The organism is Natronosalvus amylolyticus (assembly GCF_024298845.1).
In the GTDB taxonomy this organism is placed as follows: Archaea; Halobacteriota; Halobacteria; order Halobacteriales; family Natrialbaceae; genus Natronosalvus; species Natronosalvus amylolyticus.
This window is the reverse complement of record NZ_CP101156.1, coordinates 1501852-1518982: the sequence shown is the minus strand read 5'-3', so window position 1 is coordinate 1518982 and position 17131 is coordinate 1501852. Positions and strand designations below refer to the sequence as shown.

General features: G+C 60.3%; 15 protein-coding genes. 11 read left to right on the top strand and 4 right to left on the bottom strand.

What is annotated here, in order from left to right:
- Positions 1 to 5: 5 nt before the first annotated feature.
- Both NLK60_RS07165 and NLK60_RS07160 read left to right on the top strand, forming a co-directional pair.
- Entirely contained in the window at positions 6 to 1331 is a 1326-nt protein-coding gene (locus tag NLK60_RS07165) for a 3-isopropylmalate dehydratase large subunit (RefSeq protein WP_254810199.1), read from the top strand.
- On the top strand, positions 1328 to 1870 hold the full coding sequence (locus tag NLK60_RS07160) for a 3-isopropylmalate dehydratase small subunit (RefSeq protein WP_254810198.1): 543 nt from the start codon (positions 1328 to 1330) through the stop codon (positions 1868 to 1870). Before NLK60_RS07165 ends, NLK60_RS07160 begins: the two co-directional genes overlap by 4 nt.
- Before the next feature lie 101 nt (positions 1871 to 1971).
- On the opposite strand, the gene NLK60_RS07155 is transcribed toward NLK60_RS07160, so the two are convergent.
- Positions 1972 to 3348, bottom strand: a complete 1377-nt coding sequence (locus NLK60_RS07155; protein WP_254810197.1) for an MmgE/PrpD family protein — start codon at positions 3346 to 3348, stop codon at positions 1972 to 1974.
- 213 nt (positions 3349 to 3561) lie between these two features.
- On the opposite strand from NLK60_RS07155, the gene NLK60_RS07150 reads away from it, so the two are divergent.
- Together NLK60_RS07150 and NLK60_RS07145 are read left to right on the top strand one after the other, a co-directional pair.
- The gene (locus NLK60_RS07150; RefSeq protein WP_254810196.1) at positions 3562 to 3972 is read left to right on the top strand and encodes a nuclear transport factor 2 family protein; all 411 of its coding nucleotides are present in this window, start codon (positions 3562 to 3564) and stop codon (positions 3970 to 3972) included.
- Entirely contained in the window at positions 3969 to 4949 is a 981-nt protein-coding gene (locus NLK60_RS07145) for an LLM class flavin-dependent oxidoreductase (protein ID WP_254810195.1), read from the top strand. The genes NLK60_RS07150 and NLK60_RS07145 overlap by 4 nt, the downstream gene beginning before the upstream one ends.
- Positions 4950 to 4991: 42 nt before the next feature.
- Here NLK60_RS07145 and NLK60_RS07140 read toward each other — a convergent pair whose 3' ends face one another.
- Complete coding sequence (locus tag NLK60_RS07140) at positions 4992 to 5825, bottom strand: SDR family NAD(P)-dependent oxidoreductase (protein ID WP_254810194.1); 834 nt, start codon at positions 5823 to 5825, stop codon at positions 4992 to 4994.
- A 149-nt stretch (positions 5826 to 5974) separates the two neighbouring features.
- On the opposite strand from NLK60_RS07140, the gene NLK60_RS07135 reads away from it, so the two are divergent.
- The 5 genes from NLK60_RS07135 to NLK60_RS07115 all read left to right on the top strand — a co-directional run bounded on the left by NLK60_RS07135 (position 5975) and on the right by NLK60_RS07115 (position 12409).
- The gene (locus NLK60_RS07135; protein WP_254810193.1) at positions 5975 to 7603 is read left to right on the top strand and encodes an ATP-binding cassette domain-containing protein; all 1629 of its coding nucleotides are present in this window, start codon (positions 5975 to 5977) and stop codon (positions 7601 to 7603) included.
- A gap of 92 nt (positions 7604 to 7695) precedes the next feature.
- Positions 7696 to 8997: an ABC transporter substrate-binding protein gene (locus tag NLK60_RS07130; RefSeq protein ID WP_254810192.1), complete on the top strand. Its 1302-nt coding sequence runs from the start codon at positions 7696 to 7698 to the stop codon at positions 8995 to 8997.
- A gap of 6 nt (positions 8998 to 9003) precedes the next feature.
- The gene (locus NLK60_RS07125) at positions 9004 to 9942 is read left to right on the top strand and encodes a branched-chain amino acid ABC transporter permease (protein ID WP_254810191.1); all 939 of its coding nucleotides are present in this window, start codon (positions 9004 to 9006) and stop codon (positions 9940 to 9942) included.
- A complete protein-coding gene (locus tag NLK60_RS07120) occupies positions 9942 to 11075 on the top strand; it encodes a branched-chain amino acid ABC transporter permease (protein ID WP_254810190.1) in 1134 nt (377 codons plus the stop codon). Before NLK60_RS07125 ends, NLK60_RS07120 begins: the two co-directional genes overlap by 1 nt.
- Positions 11072 to 12409, top strand: a complete 1338-nt coding sequence (locus NLK60_RS07115) for an MmgE/PrpD family protein (RefSeq protein WP_254810189.1) — start codon at positions 11072 to 11074, stop codon at positions 12407 to 12409. The genes NLK60_RS07120 and NLK60_RS07115 overlap by 4 nt, the downstream gene beginning before the upstream one ends.
- A gap of 163 nt (positions 12410 to 12572) precedes the next feature.
- Here NLK60_RS07115 and NLK60_RS07110 read toward each other — a convergent pair whose 3' ends face one another.
- Both NLK60_RS07110 and rdfA read right to left on the bottom strand, forming a co-directional pair.
- Positions 12573 to 14507 carry an archaea-specific SMC-related protein gene (locus tag NLK60_RS07110; protein WP_254810188.1) on the bottom strand — a complete coding sequence of 645 codons (1935 nt, stop codon included), beginning with the start codon at positions 14505 to 14507 and terminating at the stop codon, positions 12573 to 12575.
- A gap of 101 nt (positions 14508 to 14608) precedes the next feature.
- Entirely contained in the window at positions 14609 to 15205 is a 597-nt protein-coding gene (gene rdfA / locus NLK60_RS07105) for a rod-determining factor RdfA (protein WP_254810187.1), read from the bottom strand.
- 602 nt (positions 15206 to 15807) lie between these two features.
- Here rdfA and NLK60_RS07100 point away from each other — a divergent pair.
- A complete protein-coding gene (locus NLK60_RS07100; RefSeq protein ID WP_254810186.1) occupies positions 15808 to 16128 on the top strand; it encodes a DUF5785 family protein in 321 nt (106 codons plus the stop codon).
- 162 nt (positions 16129 to 16290) lie between these two features.
- Positions 16291 to 17052, top strand: coding sequence for a GTP cyclohydrolase III (locus NLK60_RS07095; protein WP_254810185.1), 762 nt, complete (start codon positions 16291 to 16293; stop codon positions 17050 to 17052).
- The last annotated feature ends 79 nt before the right edge of the window (positions 17053 to 17131 follow it).

Here is a 17131-nt window from a genome sequence, read left to right as displayed (position 1 = left end):
TCGCCATGAGTTCCAGCGCACGAACGATAACCGAAAAGATCCTCTCGACGAAAGCCGGTCGCGAGGTGACGGCCGGCGACTACGTCGAGGCGGAGATAGACGCGATGGTCGGTCACGACGTGACGGGGCCGCTCGCAATCGACGTCTTCGAGAGCGTTACCGGCGATGACGGGACGGTGGCCAACCCCGAGAGCGTCGTCTTCACGCTCGACCATCACGCGCCGGCCGACGGCGTCGAAGCCGCGAACAACCACAATATCGTCCGCGAGTTCGCCGAAACGTACGGTACTCACCAGTACGAGATCAGCGACGGCATCTGTCATCAGGTGATGATCGAAGAGGGCTTCGTCCGGCCGGGAGACCTCATCATCGGGGCGGACTCACACTCGACGACCTACGGCGGTCTCGGCGCGTTCGGCACCGGCGTCGGCTCGACTGACCTCGGGACCGTCTTCGCGACTGGCGAACTCTGGTTTCGGGTGCCGGAAACGATCCGATTCGAGGTCGAGGGGACGCTTCCGGACGGCGTCTACGCCAAAGACCTCATCCTGCGGTTCATCGGCGACGTCGGCTTCGACGGCGCGACGTACAAAACGGCAGAGTACGGCGGGTCTGCCATCGCAGATCTGCCGATCCACCAGCGACTCGTCCTCTCGAACATGGCCATCGAGATGGGCGGGAAAGCCGGTATCGTCGAACCCGACGAGCGAACGGTCACCTACCTAGAGCGCCAGTCGGGTCTCGACGTGTCGCTCGACCCGGATCTCGGTTCTGACCCCGACGCCGACTACGAGGCGGTGTACACCTACCGTGGGAGCGATCTCGCGCCGCAGGTGTCGAAGCCGTCGAACCCCGAAAACGCGGTCGACATCGACGAGGTGGCTGGCACGCCGGTCGACCAGGTGTTCGTCGGCACCTGTACCAACGGGCGCTACGAAGACATTCGTGCCGTCGCGGACGTCCTCGAGGGCGAGCGGATCGATTCGAACACGCGGCTGATCGTCGTTCCAGCCTCGAAAACGGTCTACCAGACCTGCCTCGAGACGGGCGTCCTCGAGACGCTGGTCGAGGCCGGTGCAACGTTCCAGAGTGCGGGGTGTGGTCCCTGTGCCGGCTATCACCAGGGCGTTCTCGGCGACGACGACGTCTGTCTCGCGACGGCGAATCGAAACTTCCCCGGTCGGGAGGGATCGATGCAGAGCGAGGTATATCTCGCGAGTCCGGCAACCGCTGGTGCAACGGCGCTGTATGGCGAGATTACCGACCCGCGTGACCTCGAGACCGACCGGTACGACGATTACGCAGTGGCTACCGTGGAGGGGGGACGATGACGGACACAGCACCTCGAGCCGACGGCGGAACGCCGCCTGTGGACGAACCCGGTCGAGCCTGGGTGTTCGGCGACGATATCGACACCGATCAGATCACGCCGTCCCGGTTTCTCGTTTCGACGGAACCGGCCGAACTCGCCGAACACGCGTTCAACGACCTCCGACCGGCGTTTTCGGCTGACATCGAAGCCGGTGATTTCGTCGTCGCCGGCGAGAACTTCGGCGGCGGTTCCTCCCGGGAGCACGCACCGCTGTCGCTGATCGGCGCGGGCGTCTCGGCGGTCATCGCCCAGTCGTTCGCCCGGATCTTCTTTCGAAACGCGATCAATCTGGGACTACCGGTGTTGATCTGTCCGGACGCCGGTGCTATCGAGGACGGTGCTTCGGTGTCGATCGATCTCGACGCCGGCCTCGTCCACGACCACGACGCCGGGGAAACCTACGAGGCCGAGCCCTTACCGCAGTTCTTACAGGAACTCGTCGACCAGGGTGGCCTCGAGGCGTACACCCGACAGAAACTGGCTACCCAGACCGAGTAACGACTCACTCGAGGTGGTCTGTACCGATTTTACCGACGTGATCTCGAGACGGCGAGCACCCAGTCTAGAACAGATCCGCAGGCTCGGCGACGCGATTCGACTTACTCCCGGAGCGCGCGACCGAGCGCTCGAGCAGCGTGTTCGTCCGGGACGAGTACCGTCTGCAGTCCCGTCGTCGCTGCCTCGTCACCGAGACCGTAGGCCAGCAACGTCTCGATTCGGGCTTCGAACTCGTCGGCCGGGATCGGGTCGCGGTAGTCTCCCGCCGGGTAGGCTCGCTCGCCCACGACACTCGATCCATCTGCGAACTCGAGGGTCACTCTCGCCCCCCAGTCTTCGGGGAACGCCGCCTCGTAGTCGTCGTCGACACGAATCTCGACCCGGTCTGCGAGCGCTTGCACCGTCTCGTCGGCGATAGCCTCGTCACTGAAGTGCTCGAGTTCGATGGACCCATCGTGGAGATAGCGTGAGCAGACGTACGGGATCGAGAACTTCGCCGCTGTGAGCGTCTCCGGGCTATGGTTGTCCATCTCGGCGGCGTTCGCGTAGGTCTCGACCAGTACTCGTTCGATCGTCTGGGCCTCGAGTGGGCCTTCGTGCGTTCGTTCGATCTCGCGAATTGCATCGACGGGCGCGTGGGTGTACCGACACGAGGGGTACGGCTTGACGTAGTGTTCGGTGACCGACCATCGCGTACCAAGATCCGCGAACAGCCGGTCGAAGCCATCCGGGAGCAGTTCCTCGAAGGGATCGTAGACGGCCGACATGGCGGCTCCGGAGCCCGGAATACCTGCCCGAGCGAACTGGGCCATCGTGACGCCGACACCTGCGGATGCGCCTGCAGTGAGATTGCGTGAGGGCGGTCCGGACGTGTACGGGTCGTCCATCGAGACGACGGCCCGATTAGCAGCCAGTCTGAACGTTTCTCGAACGGTTTGTGGGTTGGGATCGGTACAGAGGACTGCCGCAACTGCAGGTCCGACCGTCGTCCAGGTGGCGTGTGGATTCCGCACCAGCCACGGAACGGCGTCGTTCATACGGGCTTTCATCGCGAAAATCGCTTCCTCGAGTCGGGTGCAGATTTCGTAGGCTTTGACACAGCTTTCGACGAGCATCCGTCCGTCGGCGTCGACGTGTTCGGCCATCGCCAACCCACCGGTGACGATGCCGGAACCCACGTGGCCGCCCGTGTTGTGTCCCTCTTCGATCTCCTGGACGATCGCTGCGGTGCCGTTGAGTGTGGCTGCCTGCACGGGTGCGGTGGTTCGACCCGAGCCGATGACCGTCGTGTCGCCCGGCGGCAGGTCCATACGTTTCCAGGCCTCGCGATAGGGCTCGGCTTCGCTCCCCGCGACGGTGGCGGCGAGGACGTCTGTAACCATCGTTTGGCCGCGTTTTCGAACGTTCTCCGGGACCGGTTCCTCGAGGAACGCGAAAATGGACGCCTCCCACTCGCCCACCGGTTCGGGGTTCGTCATCTCGAACTCCTCCAACTGGCCGCTGTCGGTGATTCGGTGATGGACTCGAGACGCGGTGCTGGTTCGTTTCGGCAACTACTCCGTGTCATACGAACGCATTCGCTGGGAGGTACCTAAAGGTTCCTCGAGCGCTCGTTCGACTGTCGATCGCCGATTGGAGAACGTCGAAGGAGCTACGGGAGCGCTTAAGCCACTCGCGGCGAATGCGTAGGTATGTCACGGACACCGAGAGCCGTCGTCGAGGACTTTTTCGACCGCATGGCTGATGATGACCAACGGGAAACCGTCGGCGAACTGTTTGCAACTGATGCCACGATCACGCTTCCTGGGGCAACCTTCAGCGGGCCGGACGCGGCGAACGCGATGCTCGAGTGGCTCGCGCCACGGTACGACTGGGCGGCGAAATCTTACGGAACCTGGATCGAAGCCGGCGACTACTGTATCAGCCAGGGAACGCTGTATGGGGAAGACATCGATGGTGAACGTTTCGAGGACGTTCGCTACGTGGACGTGTATCGGGTCGAGGACGGGCTGATCGAACGGCTGGACATCTACAACGACCTCGCGGCCGACGGGGTGGTCACACCGGAGACGGCCGGCACGGCCGCGGAGGGAGAGCGGTGACCGAACGAACTGGCGTCCTGTTTTCGACCCGCGACGACCTCGAACTGGTCGCACGAGCGGAGACACTCGGATACGAGAGCGTCTGGGCTGCTGAAGGGCAAGGTAAAACCGCGTTCGGCAAACTCGAGCGGTGGGCGACTGTCACCGACGAGATTGGGTTGGCGACGGGAATCGTCAACGTGTTTTCCCGAACGCCGGCGGCGACGGCTCAGGCGATTGCCACCCTCGACGCACACTCCGACGGACGAGCGATACTGGGGCTTGGCGTGGCCCATCCTGGCGTTATCGAGGACTTCCACGGCGTCGAGTTCGACCGGCCGCTCGCGCGAATGGCCGAGTACATCCGACTCGTTCGGCGATATCTCGAGGGAACGCCTGGCGGCTTCGACGGGGAGTTTTTCACTCCCGATCGAACGGCGTTCTGGGAGGCCTTCGACCCGGTTCGAGCCGATGTTCCGATCTACAACGCGGCACTCGGTCCGGGAAACGTTCGCCTGACCGGCGACCTGGCCGACGGCTGGCTTCCGAATCTCTACCCGCTCGAGCAGTTCGAAACCGCCCTGGGCTGGCTCGAAGACGGTGCCGAACGCGGCGGCCGCCGGCTCGTGGATGTCGACGTGGCGATGTACGTACTGGCGTCGGTCGACGACGACCCCGACCGGGCCAGACGCGCGGCGGCCCGTCACGTCGCAACGTACTTCCGAGACATTCCCGGTTTCTACGACCGTGTCGCGGTCGAAGCCGGGTTCGAAGCCATGCTCGAGGCCGTGAACGACGCCCCGTCGACCGACACGGCAGCCGACGCGGTCGATCCGGCGTTTCTCGATATGGTCGCGATCACCGGTCGCCCCTCCAAGGTCCGTGACCGCCTCGACGAATTGCGTATGGTCGGTGTCGGCCTTCCCATCGTGCGAGCACCGATCGGTGTCGACCGAACCGCGGTCGAAGCCGTTCTCGAGGCGGCCGCCCCACAGTAGTTCCTCACGCGTTGATGTACGAGGTGAGTCCGACGACAATCATTATTTCGAGGAGTCGGTGATGGCCGACTGCCCGCCATCGATGTGGACCGTCTGGCCCGAGATATAGCGAGCACGGTCGCTGGCGAGAAAGCTCACCAGTTCGGCGACGTCCCGTGGGCGGCCAACTCGCTCGATTGCCGTCTGTTGCCGGTACCGGTCTTCGTCCCCCGAATCAGAGTGGATCTGTGTCATATCCGTTCGAATATAGCCCGGGTTGACCGCGTTGACCCGGATTCCGGCCGATCCCAGTTCGGCAGCCAGCGCTCGAGTCATCGAATCGAGTCCGCCTTTCGACGCGCTGTAGGCGACCCGTTCCGGTGCCCCGACCGTCGAGAGCATCGACGAGATGGAGACGATTGCACTCCCGAGCTCGTCCGCGTTGCGGAGTGCCGGTGTCGCTGCTCGAATTGCATTGTAGGTGCCGGTGAGGTTCACCTCGAGCACATTCGACCAGGTTTCGGGCTCGAGGTCGTCGATCGGTGAGCGGTCGATGATTCCCGCACAGTTGACGAGGACGTGGATACCGGTTCCGTTGTCAGCGCGGTCGACGACGCTCTCGAGGGCCTGCTGATCGGTTACGTCCGCCTCGAGCGGGTGAACGGTCCCACTGCGCTCGCTGGCTCCACTGGCGTCAGTCGGTTCTGTCACGTCGGTGGATCTATCCGCGTTAGGGGGCACCTCGTCGAGTGACTCGAGGTCGGCGACGTCGCAGGCGTACACCGTACAACCTCGTTCGGCGAGCGTGCGTGTACAGGCTCGGCCTATCCCGCCAGCCGCACCGGTGACGATGGCCGTTCGACCGCCGAACCACTGTTCGGATGGTGTCTCGTTCATACTCCGCTGTTCGGATGGGATGTACTAATCCTCACGGGTGTTCCGGTGACGACAGCCCCGACGTCTCGAGTCCCATTGCGTGCCGCTACCTGGCGGTTCACCCTCGTGTGGTGGGAAACCCTTATGCACACCCCCTCTGATATACACTCGTGACCGGAAGCATACTCGAGACTGTCGAGCTGCGAAAGCAGTTCGGCAACCTGGTAGCTAACGACGGGATCTCCCTCGAGATCGAAGCGGGCGAGATCCACGGTATCATCGGCCCGAACGGGAGTGGCAAGTCGACGTTTTTCAATACGGTAACGGGATTCTACGACGCTGACGGCGGTGACGTCATTTTCGACGGTCGGACGATTACGAACGAATCGCCGGACAAAATCGCCCGCAGTGGACTGGGTCGAACGTTTCAGATAGCCTCTCCGTTCCGGGATCTAACCGTCCGAGAGAACCTGTTGAGCGTCTACACGGCCGGCCTGGGATCCGGCCTTCGTGTCAGCGAGGACAAAAGACGCCGCGCAGCGGAAATTCTCGAACAACTCGAGATCGAGCACATCGCCGAACACGAAGCGAGCGATATCAGTGGTGGTCAACAGAAACTGCTCGAACTCGGTCGCATCCTGATGCTCGACCCCAAGTGTATCATGCTCGACGAACCGACGGCCGGCGTCAACCCGGCGTTGCAGAACCGTATTCTCGAGCACCTTCGTGAGCTCAATGAGGGAGGACGGACCTTCGTCATCATCGAACACGACATGAGCGTGATCTCGGGATTGACCGACCGTGTGACGGTGTTCAACCAGGGTCGGGTCGTCATGCAGGGTGATTTCGAGACCGTAACGAGTGACGAACGGGTGCGAGAGGCCTACCTCGGCGAAGCCACTGACCCGGATGCTGGACTCGCGGAGACGCTCGACGCCTCGGTCAGTACTGGGGGGGCCAGCGAGGCGCCTGCCCAGGCGGCGGGGACGAACGGCGGCGGGGGCGCTGGAACGGTCGCCAGCAGCCCAGGTGGAGTCCAGACCGATCCGACGGCCACTTCGGCAACTGTCGTCGGTGGCGAATCGACGGACAAAACGCTCGTCGCCGACGATATCATCACCGGGTACGGTAATCACACCGTCATCGATGGTGTTTCCGTCGAGAGCCGACCAGGGGTGACCTGTATTTTCGGTCCGAACGGCAGCGGGAAATCGACCCTGCTCAAAGCGCTCGTCGGTGCCGTCCCGGTCTGGTCCGGGTCGATTCACTACGGCGACACCGACATCACGCATACGAGCGCACACGAGAACCTCGAGCATGGGATGGTGATGCTCCCACAGGATGGCGGAATCTTCGGGAAGCTCACGGTCAAAGAGAACCTCCTGCTCGGTGGGTACCAGGTCGACGACCGGTCGGTTCGCGAGGCACGTCTGGAACACGTTCTCGAGACGTTCCCCGACCTCGAGCCGAAACTCGGTTCGAAGGGACACTCGCTTTCGGGCGGCCAGCAGATGATGTTGAGTTTCGGCCGGGCGATGATGACCGGATCGGACCTGTACTTGCTCGACGAACCCTCGAGTGGATTGGCTCCTTCGCTTATCGACGACGTGTTCGGGATGGCACAGTCCCTGGTCGATCAGGGTGCGCAGGTCATTCTGGTCGAACAGAACGTCCGCGAAGCGCTTCGTATCGCCGATTACGTCTACATCCTTGCCCAGGGTCAACTCCAGTTCGACGGTCCGGCAGCCGATCTCCTCGATGAGGACGAACTCGTGAATTTGTATCTCGGCCTCGAGTAAAAATCACAGAATCGATCTGGCACTTCTTTTCTCCGATTGTTGTCTGGTGTATATAACAAACTTATATGTGTGTTGCTTGCTACGGTGTGTGTATGGGGACGAATAGCAAGCAGTCTGAGAGACGCTCGTTTATCAAGTACCTCGGTGCAGCAGGTGCAATCGGTCTGGCCGGCTGTATCGGAGACGATCCGGATGCCGACGATGGTAACGGGAACGGCAACGGCGACGACGACGGAAACGGAAACGGTAATGGAAACGGCAACGGTGCTGATCCAGACGTTGACGAAGTCGTGATCGGATCGAACCATCCACTCAGTGGCGGGCTCGGTGGAACGGGAACTCGCATGGACAACGCCGTGAAGCTGGCGGCGATGATCAAAAACGAAAACGGCGGCATCGAATCGCTCGGCGGTGCCGAACTCGAGGTTATCAGCGGCGACAACCAGGGTGAACAGGAACTGGGCGGTGAGGTGACTGACGAACTCATCGACGATGGTGCACAGATACTGACCGGGTGTTTCTCCTCGCCGGTGACGAGTACGGCCACACGGGCGGCCGAACGAGCCGGCATCCCGTTCGTCGTATCGGTGTCCGTCGACGACGCCATCTTGCAGGAAACCGAACTGGACTACATCTACAGGCCACAGCCACCGGCTAACCAGATGGCCCTCAACCACGCGGAGATGATGACACAGGTGATCCGTGATGCGGGGCATTCAGTCGAAACCGCCGGTATCTATTACATCGATATCGACTTTGGCCAGTCGGTTCGAGACCACCTACGTGAGCAGTTGCCTGCAAACGACGTCGAAATCGTGCAGGAAGTTGGTATCGACTTCGGCGAAACCGCCGACACACAGGTGACACAGCTTGCCGATGCAGATCCGGATGTCGTCATTGCTATCTCATACGAAGCTGAAACGGTCGAACTCGTCCGGGCCATGGACGACCAGGACTACTCGCCACCGTTCCTGGCTGGCTGTGCTAACGAGGCGCTCAACGACAGGGCGGCGCTCCAGGAGATGGGCGAGACGACAGAAGGTGCGTTTGCAACGAACTTCGCGCTCAACCCGGTCGATGACCGAGCGGCCGAAGTGCGCCAGCGATTCGAAGACGAATTCGATCAATCGTTCGATGCGAACGTTGCGATGACCTACGCTGCAGCGGAAGTCATTATCGCCGGTATCGAAGCAGCCGGCTCCGATGACCCGGACGACATCAACGACGCACTCACCGACATAACTGTCGAAGACCACATCGCGGCGATGCCGCCGATTACGTTCGGTCCCGATGGTGAAAACGAAAACGCACTGGCACCGCTGTTCCAGGTCCAGGATCTGGAAGACCGTGTCATCTTCCCAGAAGAGTTTGCCGAGAGCGAGGTTCAACTGTAACCCCAGATGAGTGTCAGCATCTCCGGTCTGCTGTTCGTCACGGCGGATTCGGTGACAGCCTTCCAGCTGTCGCCGTCTTTTATCCGGCCGTCGACGTTTCTGCAGTTACTCGCGTTCGCGATTTTGCTCGGTGGCATTTACGGGCTGGTCGCGCTCGGGTTGACAATGATTTTCGGCGTGATGGACGTGATCAACTTCGCCCATGGCGCGCTCATGGTCGTCGGTATGTACATCGTCTGGTGGTTGTCGACAGCCGTCGGTCTCAATCCGTTCCTGACGATTCCCGTCGCTGTCGTGGCTTTGTTCGTGCTCGGTATCGCTATCCACCGGGTAACGATTGCACCGATTATGGACGCCCCACAGGAAAACCAACTGATAGTTACGTTCGGTGTGTTGTTGATCATCGTCAGCGCCATCGAAATCACGTTTTCTGCTGATCCGCAATCTCGAGTGTTGGACCTCGGAGCGGTCGGTATTGGCGGGGTCGCGTTACCCGGTGGCCAGCTCATTGCATTGCTAATCGCAATCGTTGCGGTAGTGATCGTCTGGGCGTTCTTACAGCGAACGCAACTGGGCAGAGCGATCCGTGGAACGGCTGACGACCGTGAGGCGGCTCAGTACGTCGGAATCAACGTGCCTCGAATCGACTACCTGACGTTCGGACTCGGTGCAGCGCTGGCCGGATTGGCGGGAGCTGTAATTCCGTTTATTCAGCAAATCGATCCGCATCTCGGGGATACCTATCTGATAAACGCGTTCGTTATCGTCGTCCTCGGGGGACTGGGTTCGTTCCCCGGTGCCCTCGTCGGCGGCATGATAATCGGATTTGTTCACGTGTTCGGTCAGTTCTTCCTCCCGGGATCTGGCAATCAGATTGCGATCTTCCTGATTTTCATCCTGGTGTTGCTGTTAAAACCTGAAGGGCTGTTCGGAGGTGGTTCTTGATGGCAACCGATGGCTTCTCACAGCGTCTCGATGGTGCCCGCCTCCGATACCGTTCGTTTACCAGTGCCTGGTATGGCGTTCCAATCATCTTGACGATCATCTTCCTGGCGCTCGCTGTGTTGCCGTTTACGCTCGGCCTGTATGCCTTCGGGTTCAGTCTCGGCAGCTGGGTAAGCGTCCACATGCTCGTGATAACGCTCGTCTGGGCAACCACCGCTCAATCGTGGAACATGATGTCGGGCTACACGGGCCAGTTCTCGTTCGGGCATGCTGCTTTCTTCGGGCTCGGTGCCTATGGGACCATCTTGCTGTTGAGTACCTACAGTCTCAACCCGTGGATCGGGATGATTATCGGCGCGACGATTGCCGGACTGTACGGACTCCTCATCGGCCTCCTCTGTTTCAGATACGATCTTCGAGGACACTACTTCGCGCTGGCGACGCTCGCGTTCGCCGAACTACTTCGGTTTACGTTCAACACCGTCCCACAGCTCGGTGGCGCGAGTGGCTTCTTCAAACCACTGCCGCGTGAGTACGCCGAGGGGTTTGGCCTGGTTGCGTTCCAGTTCCAGGAGACGTTACCGTATTATTACGTCATTCTGGCGTTCCTGGCAATCGTCACGATCGTCTCCTTTGGAATCAAGGAGTCACGGCTTGGCCTGTATCTCTTCGCGATTCGGGAGGATGAGAACGCTGCCGCGGCTGTCGGTATCCCGACGTTCCGCTACAAACTGCTCGGCGTCACCGTGAGTGCGTTCTTCACCGCCTGGGCGGGCGCGTTCTGGGCGATGTACTTCGATACGATCCGGCCGGAAACGGTCTACGATATCCTGATCAACGTCGAAGTCCTCCTGCCCGCAATCGTGGGCGGCGTCGGCACGGTTATCGGTCCGATCGTCGGTGCCTTCATCGTGATCCCGTTCAGTGAGTTCGCCAGGCAAAGCGTCGACGTCCCCGGTTTCGATCACATCGTCTACGGGATCCTCCTGATCGGTATCGTCCTGTACAGTCCGAAGGGAGTCGTCTCGTGGCCGAGTCGGTTACTGTCGTTGTTACACGAGCACGGCCCGTACGACAGTGACCTCGAGACCGAAGAGGAATTGGCCGATTCAGCACCCGAGACGAACGAATGACGCTCGCCAACGATATTGCGTCGTTTACGACGCAGCTCACCTACGACGAGTTACCGGCCGACGTGCGTGACCGAGTTGGGCTCGTCGTTGCAGACACGTTTGGCGCGATCGTTGGGGGCGCCTCGACCGAACCAGTCCACAGCCTCAGTGACCGGTATCACCGAACCGAAGCAGGCCCGGTCCCAGTTCTTGGAACCGACGTGCAGCTCCCGGTGAATCGTGGCGCACTCTGTAACGGCATCGCTGGCGTCGTGCTCGAACTCGACGAAGGACACAAAATGGCCGCCGGTCACCCGTCAATTCACGTGCTCCCGGCGGTGCTCGCTGTGGCCGAACGCGACGACCTGTCGGGTGAAGCCTTCGTCACTGCGTTCGTTGCGGGCTACGAAACCGCAGTGAGGATCGCTCGAGGATGTACGCCGCTGGCTGACGGCTATCACCCACACGGCGTCTGGGGCGTCGTCGGAGCGGCGGCCGCCGTCGCTCACGCGACGAATCTCGACCGATCCCAGACGACCAACGCACTCCGTATGGCGGCCAATCACGCCCAACACACAAGATTCGAAGCGGCACTCGAGGGAGCCACCGTCCGGGACACCTACGCCGCGATGAACGCCCCAGCTGCACTCTTTGCCGTCGAACAGGCAGCCGCCGGGTTCACCGGCCTCGAGGACGGCATCAGTCGCCATCTCGAGGGAATCACCGCCGAAGGCGTCGATCCGGCGCCCGTCGAGACGCTCGGCGACCGCTGGGAGATCACCAACGGGTACTTCAAAGTTCACGCTGCCTGTCGGTACACGCATCCGACGCTTGATGCGCTCGAGGACCTACTCGAGAGCGAGTCTATCCAACCGGACACCGTTTCGTCGGTCACCGTCGAAACCTATCCTGCCGCGGCAACGCTGACTGAGACGAATCCGACGACCCGCCTCGAGGCGAAGTTCTCGATCCCGTTTGCCGTCGCCACTCGGCTGATCAACGGTGGTTCGGGTAAAGACGCGTTCGAACCCCACGCAATCTCCGGAAGGACACGGGAACTCGCACAACGGGTTTCGGTTACGAGCACGCAGCGGTTCATCGATGCCCTCCCAGATTCACGAGGGGCTCGAGTGGCGGTCGCACTCGAAGATGGAACAGAACACACACGGACGGTCACACAGGCTCGCGGTGGAAGCGAACGTCCCATCACCGAGGCGCAACTTCGCGAGAAGTTCCGGTCGCTCACCGAACCGACACTCGGCGAGGAAAAGGCTCTCGAGGCCTGGGAGGTACTTCGAGAACCCACGACCGTTCCCGTTTCCTCACTGACTCGAGCGTGTCGTCCGGACACATAAACCCCAACTATCGACTGTGTGCAACGGCAGCGTTGTTCGCATAGACAGTATTTACAGTAAAATCACACAATTGTATAACGGATACGTACAATCCAGGGGTGGTTTCGACGGGCTCCTTGCCTCCACAGATATTGACCGGAACTGTTCAGGTTCGGGAAGCTACTCAGATCGACGTCACGCGCCGGTACTCGTCGTCGAGCGCGGCCGCGTCCTCGGGGAGCAACGCCGTGACGAGCGTGTCCGCGTAATCGCTGAAGTAATCGATGAGTCGCGCGATACGGTTCGAATCGATCGCCTCGAGCGAGTCGAGCAACATGAACGGCACCGTTTCGTACACGTCGTGGACGAGGTAGCCGGCGAGTGCGAAGACCAGTCCGGTCACCTCTCGCTCGCTTTCGCTCAGGTGTTCGATGGTGTCCTCGTAGGTCTGACCGTCTTCGGTCTGGCGAACGATGTGGAGCTCGAACACCGTCTGCTCGACGCGTCGACGTCCCTGTTTCACGTTCTGTTCGGTCTGTTCGATCCAGATCCGTTCGATATTTTCGTATTCCAGTACCTCGAGCACGGAGGCCATATGCTCGTTGAACGCCTCGACGGCCTCTTCTTCGATGCGGTCGATACGCGTTCGCAACTCGGTGAGGCGTTCGGCGACCGCATCGCGTTCGTCGCGAACGGCTTCGATTCGGTCGGCCGCGTCTTCTGCATCTTCGATATCGGCTTCGACGTCCGCGAACTCGTCGCGTTTTCGTTCGAGTCGAAACTCGAGTTCCGTGACGGTTTTTTGTTGATCGAGGGTTTCGTCCTCGCTTTCGGTCTCGAGTTCGCTGACGGTTTCCTCGAGGGTTTCGACTCGTTCCTCGAGGGTGTCCTCTTGCGATTCGAGCGTTTCGAGCCGTTCCGTGCGCGTGTCTATCTCCGTTTCCGTCTGGTCGACGCGCTTGGTTAGCCGCTGGCGGCGGTCGGTGATCGAGCGCGCGTTTTCGATCGTCGATTTTCGATCGTCGATCTGCTGACGGAGTTGGTTTCGTTCGTGAACTTTCTCTTCACGGAGAGAACGTAACCGATCGATTGTCGCCTCGATCTGGGCCCGTTCGACGGACGAGCCACAGGTCCAGCAGACCACTTCGTCGTCGGGTTCGACTAACTGGTCGGTGACTGAAGCCGCTTCCTCGTCGGAGAGGGCAGCTGTGATCTCCTGGTTCGTTCCTTCGAGCATCTCCTCGTTGAACTGGATGATGCTCTGGAGTTTCGATGTCTCGGCATCGATTGACGACCGCCGTTCACGCAACTCTTCGAGTTCGGTCTCGAGGGCGTCCGGATCGGTTTCGAGACTGCTCGGTAGCTCCTCGAGGTCTTCCCGGAGTTCCTCGAGTTCGTCTTCCAGGGTTTCGATGCTCTGTCGCTCGGTTTCTTGCTGGAATCGGGTTTCCTCGAGTTCGTTGCGCGCGCGCTGAAGTTCGTCCAGTTTCTCGTCGACCGCCTCGTCGTCGGGTTCTCGTTCGGTACGGGCTTTCTCGAGTTCGGAGCGGGCCGTCTCCAATTCGTCTTCGGTCGCTTCGATCTCGTCTTCGAGTGAGCGTTTTCGAGATTCGAGCGATGGCAGCGTCGATTTCGTCTCTTCTAACCGTTCGAGTTCCTGGTCCAGCTTTCGCTTCTCTGCGGTGGTCGTCTGGATTTGCGCTTCGATTTCGTCGACATCGATCGGACGCATAATGACGTCACGCAGGTTCCGTTGCTGGGTAACCGCCTGGCGGGCGGCGTTCGACTCGAGCAAGAACGCAAAGAGATTGGCGAGTGTCGGATCTTCGAGGTACGGGCTCCCGCTGGTGACGACTGTCCCGTTTCGCCGTTCGAACCGACGCTCGTAGGTTTCGCCCTGCATCGTCAATCGGACGTACCCCTCATCGGCATCGCCTTTGAGCGAAGCCTTGTTGCTTCCGAGCGCGGCCATAATTGACCGCAAGAAAGACGTTCTGTTGGTTGCGTTTTTCCCGGTGAGAACGTTGACGCCGTCCGTGAGTTCGACCGTCGAGCTGTCGATACCGCCGATGTTTTTGACGGTTACCGTCGGGCGTGTCGTCGTTTCCGAAGTGCTCATTGGGAGCCTTTGGGGGAGGACCTACTTATATGGTTACGTCGAATCGGGGCAGTTGTGCCGTTCGCTCCGAGACTGACCACGCCGTCCGTACTCGTGGCCGCTCATTCTTCGCAGCCACAACCGCCTTCCTCGAGGAACGTCCGCACGTCGTACTGCTCTCCACAGGATTCACACAGGACGTTCACGTCGACGAGGACGGAGACGGATTCGTGTTCGATGGAACCCGAACTCGCGTGTCGCTCGATGGTGTCTTCGGTGACGGCGGCGAGTCGGCTCGAGAGCCGTTGAATCGAGTCTGTATCTTTCTCGAGTCGCTCTTCAGGCGAGGTCTCGTTCCCCGGACCCTCGAGTTCTCGATCGGTCGTCAGGTAGGTGTGAATCGCCTGATGGGAGACGAACGAGGAACGTAACCTATCGACGTCGATGCCCGCACGTTCGAGTTCCCGTTCTGCCTGGATACGCATCCCGGCACTGACGTCGTCGTCGGTGAGCAGTCGGTACGTGTTTTCGGCTTCGCCGTCGAGCGGGGATTGGCCGGCCTGTGAGAGGCGTTCTTCGAGGAGCCGGACGTTGAATCGCCTGGCGAGTGCCCGCAAGCTTTCGCGTTCGTATCCCTCGCCGAGCCACCGTTGCTCGAGTTCGAATCCGAGGCCGTCGAGTGGCTCTTCCTCGAGCAGACGGGCCACCTTAGTTGGCATCGTTGGCCCCTCGCGGTTCGCGACCTGCCTTCGGTTGGATCGTGTTTGCGTTCATACGGACGGGTTCGAGTTCGATGTATTCGTGTGTACCGGTTTCCGTGGTCGGCCAGGTGGTGATCGGCCGGGACCTCAGCATACCGTAATTAATAAACTTCTAAGAATTTTATGAGATATACTGCGATAAGGTTAACAACAATAAATTGATAACCGATCCCCCATCGGCTAACACACATACTGTAGAGTATACTGGCTAATTCGCCCGTTCCTATGCATCTGCTTTCCAAATCACTTTCTTTTGTGTACGGGTTCGGTTCTCGAGAGAGTCTGTTTCCTCGGCACCCGAAAAATCCGTGAACTGGTGCCACTGTGTCTATTTCCGTTCTTATTATGGGTCGCCAATTCTGAGGGGTCGTCGGCGCCAGTTCTGACGACTTGCAGACTTTTAATAAACAGCAGCTAATTTATTACTTGGAAACGGTGCAAGATGACCGGACTGACTCCCTCGAGTACCGTGTTCGGTGTCCCGAGGTGTCGAGGCTGTCTCGGGTGGATCTTTGGGTTGGACAGTAACGCTTTTGCGCCACCCACCCACACCTTCCGGTATGGACTGGCCACACGATCCGGACGGGGACGAAGGCAGCGAGGGAATGCGCAAGTTCGATATGGCGGTCATCGCCAAGAAAGTCGACGAGGACGAAGACTTCCCGCTCGAGCGTGATGCCTTTGTCGAGGCCCACGGTGACGAACCGATTCGAATCAACCACCAGTCGGTCGTCGCTTTGCGTGAAATCTTCGAGTACGTCGAACCCGAGGAGTTCGAAACCATCGTGGACATGCACAAGGCTGTCGGTGCGGCGATGCGGAAAGGCAACTTCTGGGACTATCATCCGGTCGGTTCGAACCCAAAGCAGAAATCGGCCTAACAGCGCCCCAGGGGTGGAATTTGGCGTGTTTCGATTTCGTTTCTCGCGCTCGCAACTGTGAGCAACAATGCTGCATTGTCGATCCGACGAGGTGATACTGACCCCATCTCAGATCTGGATTACGTATCGCTTATACGATACCGTTCGAAACGAAGCAATACCGTGACGAACACGCAGGTGACACTGGTTCAGATCGACAACTACGGGCCGTGGACGGTAACCCCGGAGCCGCGACGCGAGGCGGATCTACAGACTCTCCAGTCGCGACTGTATGCCGACATTTCCCAGTTCGTCGGCAACCGGAACGGCTACGTTTTCTTTACTCGCTTCGACAATATGATCGCCGTGACGAACGGCCTCGACCTGGAGGACCACCGGCTGTTACAGGAGTCGGTGGGGAACCGCTATCCGGTCACGCTCAGTCTCGGCGTCGCAACGGGGACGACGCCGGCACAGGCGCTCTCTGACGCCACCTCGTTGATTCAGGATGCCGGTAGCGCCCAGGACGAAAACCGGCGCGAAATCCTTGATGGCCGGACCATCGATACTGCGTATCGAACGCCCGAGGACCTCCAGATCGCTCACTTCGACGTGATCGACGCGACCGGCGAGTACACCGACGAACTCAACGCGTTCGACAGTTTCATCGAAATCGAACAGGGCTACGCCTCGCTCATGCGCTACATGCGCCACGCCCACGACAGCCTCTCGTTCTTCGTCGGCGGTGACAACATTATCGTCGTCTGCCCGGACCTCGAGCGTGCGGACTACGTCGATGCTATCGAACACGTCGAGTCGGACGTTGAAGTAGCTCTCCAGGTGGGTGTCGGGCGGGGTGAGAGCGCACACGACGCAGGGTATGCGGCAAAACACGCCCTCGAACGATGTCGAGCACGCGGCACGCAGGTCGAACTCGAGCGGTAACGGGTCCCTCGAAGGTCCACACCAACCGCACTCGAGACGAACAGCAAGACCCGACAATTCGGTGTGTGAGTGTATAAAC

What these genes read in the sequence shown, in the direction of transcription:
- NLK60_RS07165 (WP_254810199.1), top strand. Translation starts at nt 6, where the DNA reads ATGAGTTCCAGCGCACGAACGATAACCGAAAAGATCCTCTCGACGAAA.
- NLK60_RS07160 (WP_254810198.1), top strand. Translation starts at nt 1,328, where the DNA reads ATGACGGACACAGCACCTCGAGCCGACGGCGGAACGCCGCCTGTGGAC.
- NLK60_RS07155 (WP_254810197.1), bottom strand. Translation starts at nt 3,348, where the DNA reads ATGACGAACCCCGAACCGGTGGGCGAGTGGGAGGCGTCCATTTTCGCG.
- NLK60_RS07150 (WP_254810196.1), top strand. Translation starts at nt 3,562, where the DNA reads ATGTCACGGACACCGAGAGCCGTCGTCGAGGACTTTTTCGACCGCATG.
- NLK60_RS07140 (WP_254810194.1), bottom strand. Translation starts at nt 5,825, where the DNA reads ATGAACGAGACACCATCCGAACAGTGGTTCGGCGGTCGAACGGCCATC.
- NLK60_RS07130 (WP_254810192.1), top strand. Translation starts at nt 7,696, where the DNA reads ATGGGGACGAATAGCAAGCAGTCTGAGAGACGCTCGTTTATCAAGTAC.
- NLK60_RS07125 (WP_254810191.1), top strand. Translation starts at nt 9,004, where the DNA reads ATGAGTGTCAGCATCTCCGGTCTGCTGTTCGTCACGGCGGATTCGGTG.
- NLK60_RS07120 (WP_254810190.1), top strand. Translation starts at nt 9,942, where the DNA reads ATGGCAACCGATGGCTTCTCACAGCGTCTCGATGGTGCCCGCCTCCGA.
- NLK60_RS07115 (WP_254810189.1), top strand. Translation starts at nt 11,072, where the DNA reads ATGACGCTCGCCAACGATATTGCGTCGTTTACGACGCAGCTCACCTAC.
- NLK60_RS07110 (WP_254810188.1), bottom strand. Translation starts at nt 14,507, where the DNA reads ATGAGCACTTCGGAAACGACGACACGCCCGACGGTAACCGTCAAAAAC.
- rdfA (WP_254810187.1), bottom strand. Translation starts at nt 15,205, where the DNA reads ATGCCAACTAAGGTGGCCCGTCTGCTCGAGGAAGAGCCACTCGACGGC.
- NLK60_RS07100 (WP_254810186.1), top strand. Translation starts at nt 15,808, where the DNA reads ATGGACTGGCCACACGATCCGGACGGGGACGAAGGCAGCGAGGGAATG.